We start from the raw sequence: 23551 nt of genomic DNA on the forward strand, positions 1-23551 counted from the left end.
GGTTTTGGTGTTCTTGATGCTGTTGTTCTTGCCAGGTAGCTTATTTGGCTACCTGCTTTTGATTAGGTGGTGGTTTGGCTAGGCGGGCGATTCCGCCATAAGGGGCTGTTTGCTTGGGAGGTTTCTAATGCTGAAACTTGATGCTATTCGGCTGTATGTAATTGTTTGGCGGCTGCTGAGGGTTTGTGGTGGATTTTTTTTCATCGTTTGGATTGGGCCATATGTTTGGGCGGGTGTTTATCATTATCTATATGCGAAGCCAGTTCAGCCCTATGAGCCACCTCCGGTTGTCTGCGGAAAAATGACAGGTGAGGTGTATGAGTTCTCCCGGTTATACCTTCCTTTTTGGCCTGAGTACGAAAAGGTACCTTCAAATGGTTCGTACTATGTGGAAAAAAACGATTGCGAAAAGAATATTGAATTAATTTTCCTGGCAATGACTTGGCCAGGGTTGGGGTCTACAGAAGATCGCCGGGTTTATGAACGGCTTTTGGATAAGAAAGGTTTGTTGGTTGCAGTTGCTCCGGTGGTGGCGAGTGAAAACTATCTTGATCGATGGCGAGACTACCTGTTAGCGAAACTGTCATTTCAGGTCGCGCCCGTTGCTGTATATGACAGTTCGCTAAGTCTCTATGGCTCAGTGGATAACGGTTTTTCTTGGGGGCGGCAAAGCAGAAGAATTTTTTGGAGCGAAGAGTTAGGGGTGATTACATCAGTGACCATTTGCAACTGGCAAGCGCGGGAGCCAGATTTCTATGCTTGTGAAATGACATTTTTGATGCGCGGGTCTTTGATAGTGAGAGTCACGATGTCTCCGGAAAATCTGGGGCAATGGTACGAAGTCAGGCGTGCGCTCGAAGCATTTATCGTCGATAGAAAGAAAGTCATGTGATGTGTCGTAAATCAAGGAGGTTAGATGAAAAAATCCTTCGGCATGTTTGCGCTGATTGTCGTGTGGAACGTGCTGAGGCTTTTGGTTTTGCTGATGCTTTTTCTTTCAACTGCAAATGTTGGATTCGCTGCGGCGTAGGTGGTTTCGGTCTCGTCTTAAGAGGTGTTACTCGCTGGTCGCGGAATTAATTGTTGTTGGCGTTGTTGTTTCATCGTTCTCGCATGTGCAGCAGTGTCCGGTAAGATAAGTTAATAGGGCTGATGCATTGTGTGAAGAAATTACATGAGCTATAACTTGAGGGTTTTTTATGTCTGGCTTGCTTCAGGAAGATGTAAGGCGTGCGCGCGAGATTTTCGAATCTGAAGGGATTGGCGCAATGTATGACTATTTGGAAAGTAAAGGGGATCGCTATGCGATTCTCGCAAATGGGGTGGCAAGAGGGAACTCAATAGCAGGCATTGCTGCGATCGATTTTATGAAGCGCACGGAACAAGGCGCCGGTCGCCCCATGCAGGAGGAGGATGTCGAACAGGTACGATTTAAAATGGCCGAGGCCTATCTGGGAGTATTGGCTGAAAAAGTCAAGGCAGGAACTATTGATCTCGAAATCAATCATTTGGAGGTGTGGGGATTTCACTCGAATGTTTTCGAAGATATGGGAAGATCAAAAGACGCTTGGACGCTGAATACCGTATTTAATTTGCTTCATGAAGACGCACGGGAGACCTATTGGAAAGAGGTTTTGGGCGCGGCAGGGAGCCTACCCTCTGAGTTATGGCTGTCGCTTCGAACTGATGCGAGCGTGGCATTTTCGTCAGCGATGGCGCCTGAAGAGTTACGTGTCCAAGCAGAGTCCTGGAAAGCTAGGATTGATTCACCAGGAGGAGTGGCGTCCGTTTTACTAGGCTTAGGTACCGTGACGGCAAATGGTATCCAGGGTGTGATCTCAGATTTGATCAACACGGATGGGCCCGCACCTTCCCAACCCATCCAGATCGAAATCACCCCAACCACCGACTCCCGCCGCGACCTACAAGGCCAGGACGACATCCGTAACGACGTCTCCGCCGGCTATGTCACCCGCCGCCTGACCCACAGCATTGCCTTCACCGACAAAACCCTCGACAACACTGACTTCACCTCCGCCCAGCTGGGCAGCCTGGCCACTGGCGGCATTCGCCCCGGCGAACTGCAGGTAGACCCCAACGTGCGCCCCAACCAGCACCTGGCGCAGTTCTACCAGGATGGCACTGACACGCCGGACTTCAGCCTGCGCAACGCCGCTGTCTTGAACGGCCTGGCCGCCATGACCACGGTCAACACCTTCGTCGACCCGCTGTTGTTCGACCTCAGTGGCCAAGGCGCAGGGATGACCGGTATCGAGGACGCCGTGCTGTTCGATGTCGACAACAGCGGCCAGCTACGGCGCACAGGCTGGGCCGACCGGCAGACCGGGATGTTGGTGCACGATGACGGCAGTGGGCAGGTCGTCAGCATCCGCCAGCTGTTCTCTGAATACTACGGTGGCCAGCCAGGCAGCAACGGCGCGTCGGGCGAGGCGCCTTTCAAGGATGGCTTCGCTGCGCTGGCCAGCGTAGATGCCAATGCCGATGGCTTGATTACCCCCGAAGATGCGGCGTGGGCAGAGCTGAAGCTGTGGGTCGATGCGAACCATGATGGCCGAACCGATGCCGGTGAGCTCAAGGCACTGCCGGAACACGGCATCACGCAGATCGACCTGCGTCAGGTCCAGCCAGTGAACGAGGTGCGCCAGGGCAACGAAGTCATCTCCCGCGGCGCGTTCGTGGCCAATGGCGTGGAACGGGAAGTGCTGGCAGTGAAGTACCTCGCCGACACAGTGGGCAATCTCGTGGAGCAGCAAGACGGCGCCACCTTGCTGACCTCCGTCAGTGGGTCGATCTCGCGCCGTTCCTATATCAGCAACAGCCCGCAAGGTACCGAGCTCGATGCCGCCGCGCTAGGCGTGGATACCGTCCAGGGCGGGGCGGGTGACGATGTGCTCAAGGCCGCACCAGGCGGCAGCTGGCTGGTGGGTGGCGCTGGCAGCAACACCTATGAAGGCGGCGCCGGTGACGATGTGCTGGTGATCAGCGCCAGTGACCAGCAGGCCAACATCCGGGGTAACGGCGGGCGCGATACTGCTCTGATCGTCGGCATGCAGGGTGTCGGCCTGAACATGGCCGAGGCCGGGCTGACCATCGCCCAAGGTGGCCGTGGCAGAGACGTGATTGCCAGCGGCGGGCAGCGCGGCGTTTTCATCAAGGGTGGCTCTGGCGACAGCCTGCTGATCGGTGGTGGCGGCAACGATGTGCTGGTTGGCGGAACGGGCCGCAACACTATCATCGGCGGCACTGGCAAGGCGGTCATCTATGCCGGCCCCAATGGCGATCGGATTCAGGCCTCGGCCGCAGGCAGCATCATCCACGCCGGCGGCGGTGCAGACCAGATCATGGGCGGTGCGGCGGATGACGTCATCGAGGCCGGGCGCGGCGATGCAATCATCGACGGCGCAGGTGGAGTCAACCTTGTCACCCTGCATGGCAATCACGATGAGTACCTGATTGCGCGCACGGCGACGGGCTATCAGATCACTGATCGGCAGGCTGGGCGTGACGGTAGCCTGGCCTTGAGCAATGTTCAGAAACTCAGTTTTGCCGATATAGCGTCGGTCGACCTGCAAGCCCCCGGTGCACTGCCGGTTGGCGATACCCTTGCCCCGGAACAGATGGCGGCATTCACCACCACGCCAGACGCCCTGGTCATTCCTGCCTCGGTGCTACTGGCCAACGACCTGCCACTCAACAGTACTGGCCCACTGCGGATTGCCTCGGTCGGCGACGGGACGGGTGCGACCGTCCGGCTCAACGAGCAGGGTGATGTCGAAGTCACGCCGTTGCCTGGCCATGATGCTGATGTGACCTTCCGCTATGACCTGGTCGATGCTGCCGGCAACGCATCGATGGGCGTGACGGAGGTCTCCAGCGGCGCATCGGCACCCTTGCGCGCCACAGTGACCTTGCGTCACGAACAGTCGCCTGTCGATCCGTTGGCGCCACGCCAGTGGTACCTCGATGAGATCGATGTCCAGCCGATCTGGCGTGAGTTCACGGGCAAGGGCGTGAGGATCGGCCAGTTCGAGCCTGGGGGTGAATTCGCCGTTGCGCCGGAAATTCTCGACATCGAACACCCGGACCTGAAAGCCAATATCGACCCCATCTGGCTGCAGACCCAGCGCAGCAATGGCACGCTCCCGCCCCTGGCTTCCAACCATGCGACGCAAGTGGCAGGGGTCATGGTGGGCGCGCGCAATGATCAAGGGGGTATCGGCATTGCCTATGACGCGAAACTCGGCGGGCACTACCTGGCTAACAAAGGCGATGACCTGACCAGCCTGGGGCAGATGGTCAATTACGACATCGCCAACCACAGTTGGGGCTTCAGGAACGACTTCGCCATCGGCAACGTGCCTGAAGGCAGGGTCGACACGTCCCTGGCCCTGGCCTTCAGCGCAACGCTGGCGGCCACCAACGGGCGCGGCGGGCTGGGTACCGTCATCGTCACCTCGGGCGGCAACCAACGCGAACACGGCGGCAGCGCGCAAGGTTCGCTGATCAACAACAGCCGTCACGCTATCGAAGTGGCGGCCGTCAATGCCAAGGCAGACCTCTCGGTACTGCAGGTGGCCAGTGCGCCGTTTTCCAACCCCGGTTCAAGCCTGCTGGTGGCGGCGCCGGGTAGCCATGTGCTGTCCAGCGGCATCAACCTGGAGGCAGAGCGCGGCGCCAAGGTCGGCAGCGCCTATGGCACGACCCAGGGCACCAGTTTCGCCGCACCGATCGTCTCGGGTGTGGTGGCGTTGATGCTGCAGGCCAACCCGGCCCTTGGCTACCGGGATGTACAGCAGATTCTTGCGCTGTCCGCGCGCAAAGTCGATGACCCGGCTACTGCCTGGCGTGATAACGCCGGGCTCAACTGGAATGGCGGTGGCATGCGTGCCAGTCATGACTACGGGTTCGGCATGATCGATGCTCGCGCCGCCGTGCGCCTGGCCGAGTCGTGGGCTGGCCAGGCAAGCAAGGCCAACGAGCAGCAGCTGGCGGCCGAAAGCGAAGCGCTTGCGCAGGTGATTGCGCCCGGTCAGGTCAGCACATTCGCTTTGAGCATGCCGGCCGGGGTCCTGGTGGAGCATGTCGAAGTCGATGTTCATTCGCAGGTCGGCCGCCTCGGCGATATGACCGTTACGCTGGTGTCTCCCGGCGGAACGCGCAGCGTGCTCTTGGACCGCGCTGGCAAGGCGCCGGGCTCGGGCGATGATGACCTGGGCAACCCGCGCGCAGGCGAATTCAAGTACGGATTCATGTCGACCCATCATCGCGGTGAGCGCTCCGCAGGCGAATGGCGTCTGGAAGTCAGCAATGCCGGCAACGGGCTGCCGCTGACGCTTGATCGGTGGGCACTGCGTGTCGTGGGTAGCCCCAGCAATGCCAACGATGTCTATTACTACACCAACGACTACGCCGATGCCGTGACCCAGAACGCTGCGCGCGCGGTGCTGGACGATACGGTCAACGGCACCGCCGGTGGCCGCAATACTCTCAATGCCGCTGCTGTGAGCGGTAGTATTTCGGTCGATCTGGTCAGTGGCATCGCCAGCATCGCCGGCACCGCACTCACTATCACGCCTGGCGCGGTGCACAACCTGATCGGTGGTGACGGTGACGACACGCTCATCGCCAGTGCGGACGGTGCCTTGCTCGATGGCGGCCGCGGTTACAACTTGCTCAGGGGCGGGAGCGGAACAGATCGCTATGTCATTCACAAGCGTGCAGCGGGCCGTGATGAACTTGAACAGTTCGAGCAGTCCCGCGAGATCGTCGACCTGATAGGGTTTGGCGGCAAGACCTTCGCCGATCTGCAACTCATCCAGGAGGGCTCGGCCACTGTGGCCGACCTGGGTAATGGGCAGACCCTGCGCTTTGCACAGCGGTCTGTCGCCGAACTGCAGCCAAGCAACTTCCGTTTCCTGGACACGCTGATTGCTGCGCCTGGCTATTTTGACGGCAGCCCTGAAGGGCAGACGCAAGCGCCTGTCGACGGTGTCGTGCTGCTCAGTGGGGGCTCTGGAGGGGTGTCACTGACATCGGATACCTCGGGGCGACTTGTCGCGTCGTTGACAGGCACGATCTACGGCCCGGCGAGTGTCGCTCCCAGTGTATTCGTGGTGGAGAAACAGGACGGTGTGACCAACTACTGGAACACGGTACGTGGTTTCCGGCACGGTATCGACAAGATCGACCTGAGCCAGACGGGCATCAGCCGCTATGAAGACTTGCAGCTTACCAAGGACGAGCGTTTCCAGCTGAATGGTTTTGCCCAGATACACGGGGTAACGGTGGCGGGGCAAGGCAGCACGGTGAAGCTGCTGTATCTGGATGCGCTGGAGCTGGCCCAGGTAACAGCCGATGATTTCATCTTCGCCTCGCCTGCAGCGGCGGGCTTGCCTGCCATGGCACCCGCAGCGCTGCCCAACCTTGCCAACCTGGTGGATGCCATGGCGGCGTTCGCCCCGGAGCCAGCCAGCAGCAAGCTGCTTGCCGAGGCGCCCACCCAGCGCTGGGAATCGACCATTGCCGTAGCGGCCTGACCCAGCTCAAGAACGCCAATGCTCACTTCACGCGCAGGGCGGCACATAGTCGTTGCGCTGATAAAAGCGCTCCAGCTCATGTGCCGCCGGCTCCTCGCCGGTGAAGATGTGCAGGTACTCTGGTATGAAGCGCATCCGGTATTCCAGCGGTTCGACGGTCTTCATGCTGATGTAGCCGATCTGCGTCAGGTAGATCGAGCGGGCGCGGGTAGCGGCGGCGTCCTCGCTGAAGCCGAAGCGGTCGAACATTTCCTTCAGCGCTGCCATGCGCAGGCTGTCGGCCTGCTTGATTTCCTCCGCCACCTGCTCCGATTGCAGCGCCCAGCTGCGCATGGCGAATTCGCACTGTGAATCGAACAGCTCGGTGTTCAGCCAGCAGTCGAACACGTTGAGGATCGCCTCGGTGATCGACCCTGCGTAGGCCTGGGCGTGGCTCACCAGGTTGTGCGTGTTCTTGTTCTTCCACTGCTCGATCAGCGCCGCGAGCAAGGCTTCGCGGTCTTCGAAGTACCAGTAGAAACTGGTGCGGGCGAGGTTGAGCTTCTTGGCCAGCGGCAGCACACGCACGGCATCCACCCCCGACTCCTTGAGGGTTTCGAAGGCCGCGTTGAGCCAGCTCTCGATCGAGCCGCGGGTGGCGATTTCCGGGTGGTTCGAGGTCATGTTCATAGGCGCATTGTTCCGTATCCATGGGGGCCTGACAAGGTCAATGTACACCACTGTCGAATTTATTGACACTGGTGTACATGGGGTCTAATGTCGATTTTGCCTGATGACCTGAACGCGAGAACGACCATGTCAAATGATCCGTTGCTTCAGCCGTACCAACTCAAGCACCTCACCCTGCGCAACCGCATCATCACCACCTCCCACGAACCCGCCTACCCCGAAGACGGCATGCCCAAGCAGCTGTACCGCGCCTACCACGTCGAGCGTGCCAAGGCCGGCGTGGCCATGACCATGACTGCCGGGTCCGCCGCCATCTCCCGCGACAGCCCGCCGGTGTTCAACAACGTGCTGGCCTACAAGGACGAAGTGGTCGGCTGGATGAAGGACCTCACCGATGAATGCCACGAGCACGGCGCGGCGGTGATGATCCAGCTCACCCACCTGGGCCGCCGCACCCGCTGGGACAAGGGCGACTGGCTGCCGGTGGTGTCGCCGTCGCACAACCAGGAGCCGGCGCACCGGGCATTCCCCAAGCGCCTGGAGATCTGGGACATCGAGCGCATCGTCAAGGATTACGCCGACGCCGCCGAACGCATGCAGGCCGCCGGGCTCGACGGCATCGAGCTGCAGGCCTACGGGCACCTGATGGACCAGTTCTGGTCGCCGCTGACCAACGAGCTGCAGAACGTCTACGGCGGCACGCTGGAAAACCGCCTGCGCTTCACCTTCGAGGTGCTCACCGCGATCCGCAAGCGGGTCGGCAACCAGTTCATCGTCGGCATCCGCTACACCGGCGACGAAGTGCTGGCCGGTGGCCTGACCAAGGAAGAAGGGCTGCAGATTTCGCAGTTGCTGAAGAACAGCGGCATGATCGATTTCCTCAACGTGATCCGCGGCAACATCGCCACCGACGCGGGGCTTACCGACATCATCCCGATCCAGGGCATGCGCAACGCGCCGCACCTGGACTTCGCCGGCGAGATCCGCTCGCTGACCGGCTTCCCGACCTTCCATGCGGCAAAGATCCCGGATGTGGCCACCGCCCGCCACGCCATCGCCAGCGGCAAGGTGGACATGGTCGGCATGACCCGTGCGCACATGACCGACCCGCACATCGTGCGCAAGATCATCGAAGGTCGCGAAGATGACATCCGCCCCTGCGTCGGCGCCAACTACTGCCTCGACCGCATCTACCACGGCGGCTCCGCCTACTGCATCCACAACGCTGCCACCGGCCGCGAAACCAGCATGCCGCACGAGATTCCCAAGGCGGCGCTAAAGCGCAAGATCGTCATCGTCGGTGCCGGCCCGGCCGGCCTGGAAGCGGCACGGGTAGCGGGTGAGCGGGGCCATGAAGTGGTGGTGTACGAGGTGGCCGACAAGGCTGGCGGGCAGATCCGCCTGACTGCGCAGTCGGAGCGGCGCAAGGAGATGATCAGCATCATCGACTGGCGCCTTGCCCAGTGCGAGCGCCTGGGCGTGACCTTCCACTACAACGTCTGGGCCGACAGCCAGATCATCCTCGACGAAGCCCCCGACGTGGTCATTGTCGCCACCGGTGGCCTGCCGCATACCGAGGTGCTGGAGCAGGGCAACGACCTGGTGGTGTCGAGCTGGGACATCATCTCTGGCGACGTCAAACCCGGGCGCAACGTGCTGGTGTACGACGATGCCGGTGACCATGCCGCGCTGCAGGCCGCCGAGTTCATCGCCCAGAGCGGTGCGCGCACCGAAATCATGACCCCCGACCGCACCTTCTCGCCCGAGGTCATGGGCATGAACCTGGTGCCCTACATGCGCGCCCTGCAGCAACTGGATACCACCTTCACCGTGACCTGGCGCCTGAAGGCGGTGAGCAGAACCGCCGACGGCCTGCTGGCAACCATCGGCACCGACTACAGCGAACTGCGCCAGACCCGGCTGGTGGACCAGGTGGTGGTCAACCACGGCACCCGGCCGCTGGACGACCTGTATTTCCAACTGTGCCCGCTGTCGAGCAATGAAGGTGCAGTGGAATACATGGACTTGATCGCCGGCCGCCCGCAGGCGGTGGCGCGCCGCGACGATGGCCGCTTCCAGCTGTTCCGCATCGGCGATGCGGTGGCCTCGCGCAACACCCATGCCGCCATCTACGACGCCCTGCGCCTGGTCAAGGACCTCTGAACCACGCGCCATAAGAATCATAAAAACAGCAGCATCCGTTTTGCGCTCACTTGTTACTGCCCTGGCTCCAACAACGACAACGATATCCAGTGGAGAGTGTAACCATGCACATCGGTACCCGACCGAGCACCGCGCCATCCCTGCAGTTTCGTGACGACTTCAGCGTAACCGGCCACGCCCTGGCCCCGGTGGACAGCGAGCTGCTCGCCGCCCAGGCAGCGATCGACCGCAAGGCCCTGCGCCGCTACCGCCTGGCGCGCATCCGCGAGCAACTGCGGGCCCATGACTATGGCGGCATCCTGCTCGCCGACCCGATCAACATCCGCTACGCCACCGACACCAACAACCTCGGCCTGTGGGTCATGCATTCGCCCAGCCGCTATGTGTTCGTGCCCACCGAGGGCCCGGTGGTGCTGTTCGAGTTCACCAGCAGCCGGCACAACAGCGAGCACGTAGAGACCATCGACGAGATCCGCCCGGCGCTGCCGTGGCTGTATTTTCTTGCCGGGCCGCGCGTCGACGAGAAGGCCGCACTGTGGGCGGCTGAGGTGGCCGAGCTGATGGTCCGCCACAGCGGTGGCAACCGCCGCCTGGCGGTGGACCGCTGCGATCCGTGGGGTGCCGAGAAGCTCAAGGCCAAGGGCATCGCGCTGTTCGATGCGCAGCCATTGATGGAGCAGGCCCGGCTGATCAAGTCGGCCGAGGAAGTTGCCAGTCACCAGGTCTCGATGGCGGTCTGCGACCTGGCCATCGCCCGCATGCGTGCCAGCCTGCAACCGGGTATCACCGAAAACCAGCTTTGGAGCATTCTGCACGGCACCAACGTGGCCCAAGGTGGCGAGTGGGCCGAAAGCCGCTTGCTCAGCTCTGGCCCGCGCACCAATCCGTGGTTCCAGGACGCCACCGACAAGGTCATCGAAGCGGGCGAGATGGTCTGCTTCGACACCGACATGGTCGGCCCGGGCGGCTACCTGTCGGACATCTCGCGCAGCTTCGTCTGCCCCGGCAAACCGGTGACTGCGGCCCAGCGCGAACTGCTCGACATCGCCAGCCAGCAGATCAGCCATAACCTCGAGCTGCTGCGCCCGGGCCTGTCGTTCCGTGAGTTTGCCGAGCGCTGTTGGCCGGTGCCGCGCAAGTTCGAGCACAACCGCTACATGATGATGCTGCACGGTGTCGGCCTGGTCGACGAATACCCCAGCGTGGCCTACGCCGTGGACTTTGCCGAGTGGGGCTACGACGGCCTGTTCCAGGAGAACATGGTGGTCTCGGTGGAAAGCTACATCGGCGAGCGCGGCGGGCGCGAAGGCGTGAAGCTTGAAGAGCAGGTGCTGATCACCGCCCAGGGCGCGGTCAAGCTGTCGAACACGCCCCTGGTCGATGACCAGCGGTTTTGAGTGGAGGGCCTGCCCATGAACCCGATGAGCGTTCCCCTGCGCCAGGTGCCACCCATGCCTGCCGCCAAACCGGCGTTCCTGCGCCTGGAATCGATTTACAAGCAGTTCGGCCCCTACGAGGTGCTGCACGACGTCAATTTCGAGATGCGCAAGGGCGAGGTGGTGGCCATCATCGGCCCCAGCGGCTCGGGCAAGAGCACCTTGCTGCGCTGTATCAACCAGCTGGAGCCACCGACCCGCGGGCGCATCCGCCTTGATGAACTGGACATCGACGCCGCCACGCCGCTGGCGCGTGCCGACCTGCTGAAGCTGCGCCGGCGCATCGGCATGGTGTTCCAGTCGTTCAACCTGTTCCCGCACATGACCGTGCTGCGCAACGTCAGCCTGGCGCAGATCCGCACCCTCGGTCGCAGCCAGCGTGAAGCCGATGCGCGCTCGCTGCAACTGCTCGAACGGGTGGGCCTGGCCGACAAGGCCGGGCATTACCCGGCGCGTTGTTCCGGTGGCCAGCAGCAACGCATCGCCATCGCCCGGGCACTGGCGCTGGAGCCCGAACTGATGCTGTTCGACGAGCCGACCTCGGCACTGGACCCGGAGCTGGGCCTGGAAGTGCTGGCGGTGATGAAGGAGCTGGCCGCCGAGGGTATGTCGATGATCGTCGTCACTCACGAGATGCACTTTGCCGAGACGGTCTCCGACCGGGTGGTGGTAATGGCCGACGGGCGCATCCTCGAACAGGGGCCCAGTGCCCGGGTGATGCGCCAGCCTCAGCATGAGCGGGTGGTGAAGTTCCTCCAGGCCGTGAGGGACCGCTGATGAACGACATACTGTCGATGTTGCTCACGGGCGTGCCGTGGACCTTGGGGGTGACCCTGTGCGCGTTCGCCACCGGTGTGGTGCTGGGCTTCCCGCTGTGCGCACTGCGCATGGCCCGCTCACGCGGGCTGGCGGCGCTGGGGGCGGCCATCGTGCTGACCTTGCGTTCGATACCGCCGATCGTCTGGCTGTTCTTCATCTTCTTCGGCATTGGCGGTGGTTACCTCAGCCTGTCGCCGTTCGCTGCGGCGGTGCTGGGCCTGGGCCTGATCACCGCCGCGCAAATGGCCGAAGTCTACCGCGGCGCGTTCGCCGCCATCCCCGATGGCCAGTACGAAGCGGCCCATGTCCTCAACCTGTCGCCACCACAGCGCTTCTTCGATGTGGTATTGCCGCAACTGACGCGCATCTCCATTCCCACGGCGGCCACCTATGCCATCGGCCTGCTCAAGGATTCGGCAGTGGCGTCGACGCTGGGCGTGGCGGACATCAGCTTCCAGGCCTATCAGGTCTCGCAGCAGACCTTCCAGGGGTTGGGCGTGTACAGCGCCGCCGCGCTGGTGTACCTGGTGCTCAGCGTGCCGGTGGCACTGGCTTCGCGCTGGGTGTCGGCCAGCTTGCAACGGAGGATCAGCCAATGAACGAGGTCCTGAGCCAATGGGCCGAATGGTTCCCCGAACTGTGGAAGGGCTTCGTGCTGTCGTTGCAGGTGACGGCCATCAGCCTGGTATTCGGCGTGTTCCTCGGCCTGCTGCTGGCCTTGGGCGTCAGCGCAAAGGGCAGGGCGGTGCGCTACCCGGCGCTGGTGATCGTGGAGCTGGGGCGGGGTGCGCCGGCGTTGATCCTGCTGCAGTACTTCTACTTCGGCCTGCCGTCGGTGAACCTGACCTTGAGTTCGTTCTGGGCGGCCGTGCTGGCGCTGGCCTACTGCACTGCGGCTTATACCAGCGAGATCATCCGTGGCGGCCTGGAGGCGGTGGCCCGTGGTCAGCATGAAGCGGCCGAGGTGATCGGCCTGGACCGGGTCGATGCGCTGCGCTACGTGATCCTGCCCCAGGCCTTGCGGGTGGCACTGCCGTCGTTGCTGGGCTTCTCGATCATGATGTTCCAGGCCTCGTCGCTGTGTTTCACCATCGCCTTGCCAGAAATTGTCAGCCGCGCCTCGGCCATCGGCTCCTCGACCTTCCAGTACATGCCGGTACTGGTGCTGGCCGGGTTGATGTACGCAGCCGTCTGCGCCCCGGCAAGCCTGGGCGTTGCCGCCCTGGAAAGAAGACTGGCGCCCGGCCAGCACGCAACGCCTTGAACCCTGCCTGCCCCTTGACATTGAAAAGGTATCTGTGATGAAACCATTGAAGCGCATCACCCGTTGCCTGGCCCTTTGCGTCGCCGTTGCCGCCAGTGCCCAGGCCCTGGCCGAGTGCAAGCCGAGCCACAGCTTCACGACCTTGACCCCCGGTGTGCTGACCGTCGCGGCCTGGGTCTTCCCGCCGTACTCGATCCCCGGGCCCAACCAAGAGCTGGGCGGCGTGGACGGCGAGATCATCAGGCAGATCGCCGCCCGCGAATGCCTGACCATCAAGGCCAGCGTGCTCGACCCGGCGGCGGCGATCCAGTCGGTGGTCACTCGCCGTGCCGACGTGGTGATCGGCGACTGGTACCGCACCGTCGAGCGCGGCAAGGTGCTGGGCCTGTCGGCGCCGCTGTACCTGGATGTGATGGGCATCATCTCGAAGCCGGGCTATGCCACGGTCGGCGAGCTGGAAGGCAAGCGGGTCGGCACCGTGCAGGGCTACCTGTGGGTCAATGACCTGAAGAAGGTGCTGGGTGACAACCTGGTGCTGTACCCCAACCCGGTGGCCATGGCCCAGGACCTGGCATCCGGGCGCATCGAGGCGGGCATCGACAGCCATGCGGTGGCGGTGGCCTCGCAGCAGAAGGGGGCCTATCAAGGGGCGAGCATCAAGGTGTCGGCGCCCGATGCACGGGTGAAGGCTACCGAGCAGCCGGGGCAGACGGCGATTCCTTACATGCTGAGCAATGCCGAGCTGGGCAAGGCGCTGGATGGCAACATCCAGGCGTTGCATGACAGTGGCGAGATTGCGCGGATTCTCGAGGCCCATGGGCTGGACCGCCAGGCGGCCGAGGTGGGGGCGCCGCGGCTGGTGGATTGAGTTTCTCCCTTGCCGGCCTCTTCGCGGGCAAGCCCGCTCCCACAGGATCACCACAGGCTCAAGACGGGTGCTGTAACTGTGGGAGCGGGCTTGTCGGGGCGCCGAACCGCCGCGAAAGGGCCGGCACAGGCAAAAAACGGCTATTGCCTTTGACGCAAGACATAATCTCGTCATCTGGCCTTTTCACTGGCGCGCGACAGGCATAAGGTATACGCCGTTAAAAATGCCCTGGAGCTGTCATGTCCAACCGTTTCCCTTCCGTTCGTCCCCGCCGCCTGCGCCAGAACGAATCCCTGCGCACGATCTTCCAGGAAACCGAATTCCGCCTGGAAGACCTGATCTTGCCGATCTTCGTCGAGGAAGGCATCGATGACTTCGTACCGATCACCAGCATGCCGGGTGTCAACCGCATTCCGGAAAAACTGCTGGCCCAGGAAATCGAGCGCTACGCCCGCGCCGGCATCAAGTCGGTGATGACCTTCGGCGTGTCGCACAACCTGGACGCCACCGGCAGCGACACCTGGAACGAGAACGGCCTGGTCGCGCGCATGTCGCGCATCTGCAAGGACACCGTACCGGAATTGGTGGTGATGTCCGACACCTGCTTCTGCGAATACACCAGCCACGGCCACTGCGGCGTGCTGCATGACCACGGCGTGGACAACGACGCCACCCTGGCCAACCTGGGCAAGCAGGCGGTCATCGCCGCAGCGGCCGGTGCCGACTTCATCGCCCCGTCGGCGGCGATGGACGGCCAGGTGCAGGCCATTCGTAGCGCGCTGGACGGCGCCGGCTTCCACGACACCGCGATCATGGCGTACTCCACCAAGTTCGCCTCGTCGCTGTATGGGCCGTTCCGTGAAGCCGGTGGCACCGCGCTCAAGGGCGACCGCAAGAGCTACCAGATGAACCCGATGAACCGCCGCGAAGCGGTGCGTGAGTCGCTGCTCGACGAGCAGGAAGGGGCCGATGTGCTGATGGTCAAGCCGGCCGGTGCCTACCTTGACGTGATCGCCGACATTCGCGCCGCCTCGCGCCTGCCGCTGGCGGCGTACCAGGTGAGCGGCGAGTACGCGATGATCAAGTTCGGCGGCCTGGCCGGTGCCATCGACGAAGGCCGGGTGGTGCGTGAAAGCATTGGCGCGATCAAGCGTGCCGGTGCCGACCTGATCCTGACCTACTTCGCCATGGACCTGGCCCGCGAAGGCATCTGACAACAGCCCATACCGGCAAGCCACTGCTTGTAGGAGCGGCCTTGCCGGGGCGCCGGACCGGTCGGAAAGGGGCGCAAAGCGCCCCCGCGATTCTTGCGTCAACATCAATATCGCCGGGGCCGCTAAGCAGCCCTTTCCGACCGGTCCGGCGCCCCGGCAATGCCGCTCCTACAAAAGGCCGGCAGCAGAAAAAATCAGTAAGTGCTGAATTATTTAGTGTCCCGTTGTATCTGATGCCATAGAGCCTTCAGTGACAGGGATACAGGCATGAAATCTCGCAAGAAAAGCGTCAAGCCGATTGGCTTGAAAGACATCACCATCGTCGACGATGCCAAGATGCGCAAGGCGATCACCGCCGCCGCGCTGGGCAACGCCATGGAGTGGTTCGATTTCGGTGTATACGGCTTCGTCGCCTTCGCCCTGGGCAAGGTGTTCTTCCCCGGTGCCGACCCCGGCGTGCAGATGATCGCGGCGCTGGCCACCTTCTCGGTACCGTTCCTGATTCGCCCGCTGGGCGGGCTGTTCTTCGGCGCCCTGGGCGACCGCTTCGGGCGGCAGAAAATCCTTGCCGCCACCATCGTAATCATGTCGCTGAGCACCTTTGCCATCGGCCTGATACCGTCCTACGCCTCGATCGGCATCTGGGCGCCGATCCTGCTGTTGCTGGCAAAAATGGCCCAGGGCTTTTCGGTGGGCGGCGAGTACACCGGGGCGTCGATCTTCGTCGCCGAGTACGCCCCAGACCGCAAGCGAGGCTTCCTCGGCAGCTGGCTGGACTTCGGCTCGATTGCCGGCTTCGTGCTGGGGGCGGGTGTGGTGGTGCTGATTTCCACCATTCTCGGCGAAGAGAAGTTCCTCGAATGGGGCTGGCGCCTGCCGTTCTTCCTGGCCTTGCCGCTGGGCATCATCGGCCTCTACCTGCGCCATGCGCTGGAAGAAACCCCGGCGTTCCAGCAGCACGTGGACAAGCTCGAACAGGGTGACCGCGAGGGCCTGGCTTCGGGCCCCAAAGTGTCGTTCAAGGAGGTCGCCACCCAGCACTGGCGCAGCCTGGTGACCTGCATCGGCGTGGTGATCGCCACCAACGTCACCTACTACATGCTGCTCACCTACATGCCCAGCTACCTCTCACACAACCTGCACTACAGCGAAGACCACGGCGTGCTGATCATCATCGCGATCATGGTCGGCATGCTGTTCGTGCAACCGATCATCGGCCTGATGAGCGACAAGTATGGCCGCCGCCCGTTCATCGTGGTCGGCAGTGTCGGGCTGTTCGCCCTGGCCATTCCGGCATTCATGCTGATCAACAGTGGCGCACTCGGGCTGATCTTCTCCGGCCTGCTGATCATCGCCGTACTGCTGAACTTCTTCATCGGCGTAATGGCTTCGACCTTGCCGGCAATGTTCCCTACGCACATCCGCTACAGCGCCCTGGCCAGCGCCTTCAACATCTCGGTGCTGATCGCCGGCCTGACCCCGACCCTCGCCGCCTGGCTGGTGGAAAGCAGCGGCAACCTGTACATGCCGGCGTATTACCTGATGGTGATCGCCGTGATTGGCCTGGTTACCGGCCTGACCATGAAGGAAACCGCCAACAAGCCACTGCGTGGTGCAGCGCCTGCTGCGTCAGACATCGAAGAAGCACGCGAGCTGCTACAGGAGCACCATGACAACATCGAGCAGAAGATCGAAGACATCGATGCGCAGATCGCCGAACTGGAAGCCAAGCGCCAGTTGCTGGCGCAGCAGCACCCGCGCATCGATTGACCTCAGCGCGGCATGTAGCCGCGCTGCCACGACCGAGGAATGAACCGCGACACCAGCGCCAGCAGGCAGGCCAAGGCCGCACTGCCTGCCAGGGCCTGCAAGCCCAGGCGCTGCTGCAGCCAGGCGCCGAGGGCGGCGCCCAGCAACATGCCGGCCCAGGGCACCAGTTGCACCCGCCAGCCGTTGCGCCGCTCGCCCAGCAGCCAGCGCCCCAGGCCACGGCCGAAGCGCGACAGGGCGCCGGTGACGTAGGTCAGGCCGATGGGCAGGCCGTTTACCTGTTCCACCACCGCATTGATCATGCCCATGGCCAGGGTGGCGGCCAGCAGCGACGGGAAGGTTGCGGCGAACGGCCACGACGCGGCGCATGCCAACAGCCCGGCCACCACCAGCAGCACCGGCCAGGCCCGGCGGCGCATGCCGCGTGCCAGCAGCACACCCAGCGCGTTGCCCGCCACGAAGCCGAGCACGGCACCGCTCAGGCGCAGCACCAGGGCCAGGTCCGCCTGGCTGATGGCCACGGCCAGGCGAGTAGTGTTGCCGCTCATGAACGAGACGAAATCACCCAGCGCCAGCAGGCCGATGGCGTCGGTCATGCCGGCCAGCACCGACAACCCGGCGACCAGGCCAAGGCCGACGCGGCCACGCAAAACCTGCAGGCGCAGGCGCCTGGCGGTGCGCGCGGGGAGGGTGTTGGGCAGCATGCGCAGGCCTCAGGGCAGCAGCTTTTCGCGGGCCAGGGTGCCTTTGATGGTGAGCTCCACCACATCGACCAGGACCATGGTCTGGTGGTCGACTTCGATGTTCAGCAGCTCGCCGGCCCGGTAATGGGCGAAGGTGGTCTGGCGCAGGGTTTCCGGTATCAGGTTGATGGTGACCACGTTGTCCTCGACATCGGCGACGGTCAGGCTGCAGCCATTGACCCCGATGAAACCGCGCGGGAACACGTACTTACCCCACTCAGGTGGCATGCGGAAGGTGATGAAGGCGCCGGTTTCCTTGATCGACAGCTCGACGATCTCGGCAGTGGTGGCGATGTGGCCGGCCATCAGGTGGCCGCCAACTTCGGCGTTCATCTTCGCCGAACGTTCGATGTTCACACCCTGGCCGGCCTTGAAGCAGCGCAGGTTGGTGCGTTCGAGGGTGGCGGTCATGGCGTCGAACTTCACCTGGCTGCCGTGGATTTCGGTGACCGACAGGCAAGTGCCTTCGACACTGACGCTGGCGCCGATCTTCAGCTCTTCAAGCAGTTCGGGGGTGAGGTCGATGGTGAACTGGTTGTGGCCCGGGTAGGTGGTCACATCAAGCAGAGGGCGGACGGCCTGGACGATGCCGGTGTACATGGAGTTGCTCCTGGGCACAAAAATGGAAAACATCAGGAAGCTATGCCCGTGCAGCAGTAATTGCAAGACCGGCCTCTTCGCGGGCAAGTCGGGGCGCCGAACCGCCGCTCCCACAGGATCACCACAGCCTTCCAGACTTGTGCAATACCTGTGGGAGCGGGTTTACCCGCGAAGAGGCCAGTAAAGGCAGTGAAGATCTAGAACTTCAACTGCCATTGCCCGACAACAGCATGGTTGCGGCTGTTGCTGCCCAGCTCCCCGCTATACCCCAGGCCAATGCTCTGCTGCGCGCTCAACCCCAAATCCAGCCCGGCCTCGACCAGCAGGCTGTCGCGGTCGATCGCACTGCCTTCGACACTGAATGCATCGCCGCCAGCGATGAACGCCTGGCGCGTGCGGGTATCGATGCTGCCGTAGGTGTGGCGCCAGCCCAGGGTCGCCCGTGGCGTCAGGCTCATGCCGTTGGCCAGTTGCCCCAGGTGTGCCAGGCGCACGCCGAAGGTACTGCTGAAGTTGTCCTGGGTGTCGGCATCCACCGCCAGCGCGGCGTCACCGCCTTGTTCGCGGTAGCTGTCGCGGTGGTAGCGCTGGTAGCCAAGGTTGGCGAACGGCTCGGTGCTCAGGCGGCCGCTGCCCATGGCATAGCCCAGCTCGACGAACGCCTGCTGGCTGTCGGCATCGTAGTCGCCCTTGAGGCGTTCGTTGAAGCCGCTGAAGGCCACGTCGCGCTTGCTGTCGCCGTCATGGCTGCTGTAGGCCGCGCCCAGGCGCACGGCCAGCGGGCCGCTCTGGTGCTGGGCATACACGCCGGCGTGCCAGCTGCGCACGGTGCCGTCCAGGCCGGTGCTGTCCAGTCGCGTGCGCGAATAGCCGCCAAGCACGCCGAGGCGCCAGTCGCTGCCGAGCGCCCAGTCGACCCCCAGCACGCCACCCCCGGTACGTTGCTCCAACGCGCTGGCGCCGTGGCTGCCATCGACCTTGCCGTAGCTGCCCAGCGCTTGCGCCCAGACGCGCCCCTGGGCGTTCGGGTCATTGAGGTTGCGTGCCTCGCGGGGCACGCCAGTGGCGGCCAGGGCAGGGCCGTCCTCGTCGTTCATGCCCACCAGCAGGCCAGCGGAACTGCCCAAGCTGTGCATGGCGCCGAGCATGGTGCTGCCGACCTGGCTGGTGCCGGCCATCGTGGCTGCCGCCAGGTTGGCGGTATTGCTGGCGGACAGTTGCTCGATGGCGCTGCCGGCACCGGCGGTGGTAGTGCCGAGCACGGCGTTGTACAGGTTGCTGTTGTGCCCGAGGCTGGCCAGGCTGCGCGCGGCTCCGGCGCCATTGCCAGACTGCGCGTAGTGCTCGAAGGCCACGTCGTTGCGGGTGTAGTCCAGGCCTACTGCGGTGCTGCTGTAGCTCAGGGTCGGGGTGAGGAAGGCATAGTCGCTGGTGACCTGGGCAAAGCGGCCATTGACCGCGCCAGCCGTCAGCACGGTGTAGTGGCTCTGCCAGGGGTACTCGCCGGCGCTCGGCTGCACGCGCAAGGTGGCACCGTCGAGGCTGGCGCTGCCGCTGACCCTGAGCGGGGCGCTGCTGCCATCGGCGTTGACCCCGTAGACCAGGGTCGAGCCCTGGCCGAAGCTCAGGTCACCCGCGACCGTGGCAACGCCCAAGCCGGTGTTGGTCAACAGCGTGCCGTTGACTTGCAGCCCGCCGACCGAGCCCCCGCCAGCATAGGTGGCGCCTTGTTCGACGAGCATTTCACCCAGGATGCGGCCCTGGTTGATCAAGGTGGCGCCCGAGGTCACCACGCCGCCCTGGCTGAAATCGTTGATGCTGGTCAGCGTCCAGCTGCCGCCGCTGACCTTGAGCGTTTCGAAGTTGGCGCTGTTGCCGAAGCTGCCGGTGCCGTCGAGGGTCACGCTGTCGATGCCGTCGCCACCGTCGACCAGGCCGTTGAACACGCCGCCGGTCTGCACCACCAGGCTGTCGTTGCCCGCGCCCATGCTCAGCGCCAGGCCATTGCCGCCGCTGATGGTGCCGCTGTTGATCACGCTGTCGGCGAAGTCGCCGATCAGCTTGATGCCGAAGCCGTTTTCGCCTTCGATGCGGCCGGCGTTGGTGATGTGCGTGGCTGCCACGCCAGAGCCTTCGGCGCCGTCGTCGACCAGGATGCCGTTGTCGACACTGCGGATCACCCCCGTGCTGGTGTTGATGACGGTACCGCCGCCCATGGCGATGCCTTCGCTGCCGTTGGGCCGGCCGCCGCTGTCCACACCCTTGGCGCCCAGGCCCTGGATGGTGCCGGCGTTGTACACGTAGCCGATGTTGTCGATGTCGACCCCGTCGCCGTCACCATTGACCTTGCCATCGGCGATGGCGCCGGTGATGGTGCCCCAGTTGTACACCGTGCCGCTGCCGTCCGAGCCGAAGCCCGAACCGTTGCGCCCGGTCACGCTGGCGCCGGCGTAGTTGTACAAGGTGGCGTCGCTTTTCAGGTCGATACCGTGGCGGTCGGCGCTGATGGTGCCGTGGTTGTACACGGTGACGCCGGTCGAGGTGCCGATCTTGATGCCGTCCCACTTCTGGTCGAGGCCGTTCTTGTCCTGGGGGGCGGTGTCGGTGTAGATCAGCCCGTAGTTGGTGATGGTGGCGTTGGAACCGGTCTTGATCGCGTCATTGCCAACCGAATGGATCACGCCAGTGGCCTGGTTCACCAGGCTGGTGGTGAAGGCCGGGTTGTTCAGGGCTTCCAGGTCGATGGCCTGGCCTTCGACGGTGGACTCGATGGTGCCGGCGTTGACGATGCTCAGGCTGCCACCGGCGCTGGGGTTGGTCTGGAAGCGCAAGCCATCGTTGGTGCCCTGGATCAGCGCACCGGCCTGGTTGTTGATCACGTAGTGGCTGAGGTCTTCGCCTTCGTCCTTGGTATCGATGCCGCGGCCATCGGTGGAGCGGATGATGCCGGCGTTATCGACGGTAAGGGTGGCGCCGCTGGTGTGTTTGGGCAGGATCACGCCGTCGTCTTCGCTGGCCACGATACTGCCGTTGACCGTTACCTTGAGCGTGTCGGCCTTTTTCAGCTCCAGGGTATCAGTGCTGGGGCTGTCGATCAGGTAGTTCTTGGCAAAGGCGGCGGGGGCGAAGGCGGCACAGGCCAGTGCGACGCACAGGGCCAGGCGATTGGGCGTGAAATGCATTGGGCGACCATGAGTTATTGTTCAGGGGCGCCCAATATGGCCATCCGATATTACGATTTTATTGAATGCCGACTGTCTTTATCGCCAATCAGACATGCCCGCTGCTGTTGACGATCCGCAGGCACAGCGCCTCGTAGGGGTCGAGGTTGACAGTCAGGCGGCCATCCTCGGTCAGGTCGCCTTCGACCGTTTCGTTGATCATGTCTACCACCGTTCCCGGGGTGAAGCCGGTCAATTGCAGCTGTTCGGCAATCACCTCCTGGCCAAAATTCAAGGCACTGATCTGGATACCACGCCCTGCTGGCAGTTCGTGCACCATCACCAGCAAGCCCGGGCTGCTGACCTCGGGCACCAGCACCTGGCGGCTACTGGCGATGCCATAGGCCTGGCGCACGGCCAGCAGTTTCTTCACCTGGCTGGCGAACGACTCAGGGTCCTCCAGTTGTTGGTCAAGGCTGCCGTACAGCGAGCGCGCCCGCGGCATGCCACGCACCGACGCCTCGGCCTGCGGGTCGAGCCCGGCCAGGTCGTAGCCGCCCCGGTGGATCCAGCGGGTATCGCCGTCGACCATCCGCTCGGCCACCGCCTCGGCCGGCAGCGGCAGGGCACCGACCATGTCCCAACCGGACAGTGCGACCACGCCAGGTTGCATGGCGTTGTACATCACCAGCAGCAGGTGCACCTTGCGGATCAGCGCGATGTCCGCCGGGCTGATCTGTTCGAGGTCGCGAATGCCCAGCGCTGCGGTGATCAGGCTGGCGGTGGTGCAGGCGATGCCGTTGGTGACGAAGCGCAGGTTGTAGGGCGCATGCTCACCCGACAGGCGTTCGTAGATTTCTTCGCGGATGTGCTCGCGCAGGATGCTGCCGGGCAAGGTCTGGCCCTTGTACAGGTACATGTCGTGGGCGTGCAGGGTCCAGAAGTGCACCAGTTCGACGGTCAGTTCATCGTGGTTCTGCAGGGCGTGGATCAACGACGCGGGGTCGATGCCGAAGGCGTGCATCTCCTTGAGCATCAGGCGCAGGAATTCAGTGTCGCCGCTCAGCAGGGCATGCTGGTAGGCCGGGCGGGTGATGAAGTCGTAAGACAGGTCGGCGCCACCCTTGGACATCTGCGCGATGTCATCGAGGGTCAGGTTCAGCTCCTGGAAGCTGAAGCCGCCGGCCTTGCGGATCATGCCGCCGATCAGCTGATTGCCGACGATCGACAGCGGGTGGCTCTCGGACCAGGCGCTGCCGCTGGCGCGGGTTTCCACGCCGAGAAAACCGTTGGCATCCAGGCGCAGGCCGCGGGCGCCCAGGCAGTCCAGCGCGTGCAGGGCATCGCCGATGATCATCTGCTGGGCAGCGAAACTGGGGTCGAGCCAGTTCAGCGACGGCTGGCCTTCCTTGAAATAGTGCAGGTACACCCAGCGCCGGGTCTTGCCGTCCACCCCGGTGACCGGCGCGGTGGCGCTCCAGTCGGTTTCCTTGACCCCGGGCTCGAAGAAGATCACCCGCTGCAGCTGGCCGACGATGTAGTGGCGCAGCTTGAGTTCGTCGCACTGTGCCGGCAACAGGTTGACCGCATCACGGCCCGCAGGCACTTCGGGCAGCAGCGGCCAGTCTTCCTCGCGGATCTCGACCATGTGGTAGAGCCCGGGATAGGCGCCGTGGGCCAGCTCGGCCAGGCGGAAGTCGGCGCCCTTGCCGGTGTGCGAAGGGATCAGGTCGTCGATGGTCACGGCATTGTGCGCGGCGGCCATGCGGCTCATCTGCACCAGCTCCTGCTCGTTGCCGTAGAGCGGGTCGATGTCGAAGCTGATGCGGTCGAAGTTGCCGTCGATGCTGGGCGTGAATTCACGCCCGCGCACACCGCCGGAGTGCTTGATCGGGCCGGTGTGGATGCCTTGCACGCCGACTTCCGACAGGCGCTTCCACAGCGTTTCGTGACCGAGGGCCGACAGTACCGAGCAGCCTTCGGGGGCGATGATGGCGTCGGGGTAGACGGTCAGCCACACCGAGGCGATCTCGGTGGCGCGGCGCGGCTGGGCTTCGGCGTAAGGGTTCTGCCACAGGCGGGACTGGCCGGAGTACAGTCTGGCACGCTCCTGCGAGGCCTTGAGCATCGAGCGGTCTTCGAGCCATTTTAGGTAAGACGGGTCGGGCTGGGTCATTTCGCGTCCTCTTTGCGTGGCGGCACCGGCCCAAGTTATGACGGCTTTGCGGGCGGATCGTTCGGCTTGAGAATAGCGCTGGCCTCTTCGCGGGCAAGCCGGTGCGCCGAA

At 63.5% G+C, this 23551-nt stretch carries 15 protein-coding genes; 10 read left to right on the top strand and 5 right to left on the bottom strand.

The window, feature by feature from the left end:
• Window positions 1–127 precede the first annotated feature (127 nt).
• Window positions 128–892 carry a hypothetical protein gene (locus BUQ73_RS27950; protein ID WP_152031535.1) on the top strand — a complete coding sequence of 255 codons (765 nt, stop codon included), beginning with the start codon at window positions 128–130 and terminating at the stop codon, window positions 890–892.
• A gap of 820 nt (window positions 893–1712) precedes the next feature.
• Window positions 1713–6557, top strand: a complete 4845-nt coding sequence (locus tag BUQ73_RS10265; RefSeq protein ID WP_237772785.1) for a S8 family serine peptidase — start codon at window positions 1713–1715, stop codon at window positions 6555–6557.
• A 27-nt stretch (window positions 6558–6584) separates the two neighbouring features.
• Here BUQ73_RS10265 and BUQ73_RS10270 read toward each other — a convergent pair whose 3' ends face one another.
• Window positions 6585–7226 carry a TetR/AcrR family transcriptional regulator gene (locus BUQ73_RS10270; protein WP_079227774.1) on the bottom strand — a complete coding sequence of 214 codons (642 nt, stop codon included), beginning with the start codon at window positions 7224–7226 and terminating at the stop codon, window positions 6585–6587.
• Between the two features lie 126 nt (window positions 7227–7352).
• Between BUQ73_RS10270 and BUQ73_RS10275 the strand changes: the two genes are divergently transcribed.
• The 8 genes from BUQ73_RS10275 to proP all read left to right on the top strand — a co-directional run bounded on the left by BUQ73_RS10275 (window position 7353) and on the right by proP (window position 16760).
• Window positions 7353–9389, top strand: coding sequence for an NADH:flavin oxidoreductase (locus BUQ73_RS10275; RefSeq protein WP_079227776.1), 2037 nt, complete (start codon window positions 7353–7355; stop codon window positions 9387–9389).
• Window positions 9390–9493: 104 nt separating this feature from the next.
• Window positions 9494–10786: a M24 family metallopeptidase gene (locus BUQ73_RS10280; RefSeq protein WP_079227778.1), complete on the top strand. Its 1293-nt coding sequence runs from the start codon at window positions 9494–9496 to the stop codon at window positions 10784–10786.
• 54 nt (window positions 10787–10840) lie between these two features.
• Entirely contained in the window at window positions 10841–11602 is a 762-nt protein-coding gene (locus BUQ73_RS10285) for an amino acid ABC transporter ATP-binding protein (protein WP_237772765.1), read from the top strand.
• A complete protein-coding gene (locus tag BUQ73_RS10290) occupies window positions 11602–12243 on the top strand; it encodes an amino acid ABC transporter permease (RefSeq protein ID WP_079227781.1) in 642 nt (213 codons plus the stop codon). The genes BUQ73_RS10285 and BUQ73_RS10290 overlap by 1 nt, the downstream gene beginning before the upstream one ends.
• Complete coding sequence (locus BUQ73_RS10295; RefSeq protein ID WP_079227782.1) at window positions 12240–12908, top strand: amino acid ABC transporter permease; 669 nt, start codon at window positions 12240–12242, stop codon at window positions 12906–12908. The genes BUQ73_RS10290 and BUQ73_RS10295 overlap by 4 nt, the downstream gene beginning before the upstream one ends.
• A gap of 34 nt (window positions 12909–12942) precedes the next feature.
• On the top strand, window positions 12943–13776 hold the full coding sequence (locus BUQ73_RS10300; protein WP_079227784.1) for a substrate-binding periplasmic protein: 834 nt from the start codon (window positions 12943–12945) through the stop codon (window positions 13774–13776).
• Window positions 13777–14015: 239 nt separating this feature from the next.
• Complete coding sequence (gene hemB, locus BUQ73_RS10305) at window positions 14016–14990, top strand: porphobilinogen synthase (protein WP_079227786.1); 975 nt, start codon at window positions 14016–14018, stop codon at window positions 14988–14990.
• A gap of 267 nt (window positions 14991–15257) precedes the next feature.
• The gene (proP, locus tag BUQ73_RS10310) at window positions 15258–16760 is read left to right on the top strand and encodes a glycine betaine/L-proline transporter ProP (protein ID WP_079227787.1); all 1503 of its coding nucleotides are present in this window, start codon (window positions 15258–15260) and stop codon (window positions 16758–16760) included.
• Window positions 16761–16762: 2 nt separating this feature from the next.
• Here proP and BUQ73_RS10315 read toward each other — a convergent pair whose 3' ends face one another.
• The 4 genes from BUQ73_RS10315 to treS form a co-directional block, all read right to left on the bottom strand.
• The gene (locus tag BUQ73_RS10315; protein ID WP_079227789.1) at window positions 16763–17464 is read right to left on the bottom strand and encodes a YoaK family protein; all 702 of its coding nucleotides are present in this window, start codon (window positions 17462–17464) and stop codon (window positions 16763–16765) included.
• A 9-nt stretch (window positions 17465–17473) separates the two neighbouring features.
• Window positions 17474–18103 (bottom strand): riboflavin synthase subunit alpha, encoded by a 630-nt coding sequence (locus BUQ73_RS10320; RefSeq protein WP_079227791.1) that lies wholly within the window; start codon window positions 18101–18103, stop codon window positions 17474–17476.
• Between the two features lie 197 nt (window positions 18104–18300).
• A complete protein-coding gene (locus BUQ73_RS10325; RefSeq protein ID WP_079227793.1) occupies window positions 18301–21285 on the bottom strand; it encodes an autotransporter outer membrane beta-barrel domain-containing protein in 2985 nt (994 codons plus the stop codon).
• Window positions 21286–21373: 88 nt separating this feature from the next.
• Window positions 21374–23440 (bottom strand): maltose alpha-D-glucosyltransferase, encoded by a 2067-nt coding sequence (gene treS, locus BUQ73_RS10330; RefSeq protein ID WP_079227795.1) that lies wholly within the window; start codon window positions 23438–23440, stop codon window positions 21374–21376.
• Window positions 23441–23551: the final 111 nt, after the last annotated feature.

The organism is Pseudomonas putida (assembly GCF_002025705.1).
In the GTDB taxonomy this organism is placed as follows: Bacteria; Pseudomonadota; Gammaproteobacteria; order Pseudomonadales; family Pseudomonadaceae; genus Aquipseudomonas; species Aquipseudomonas putida_J.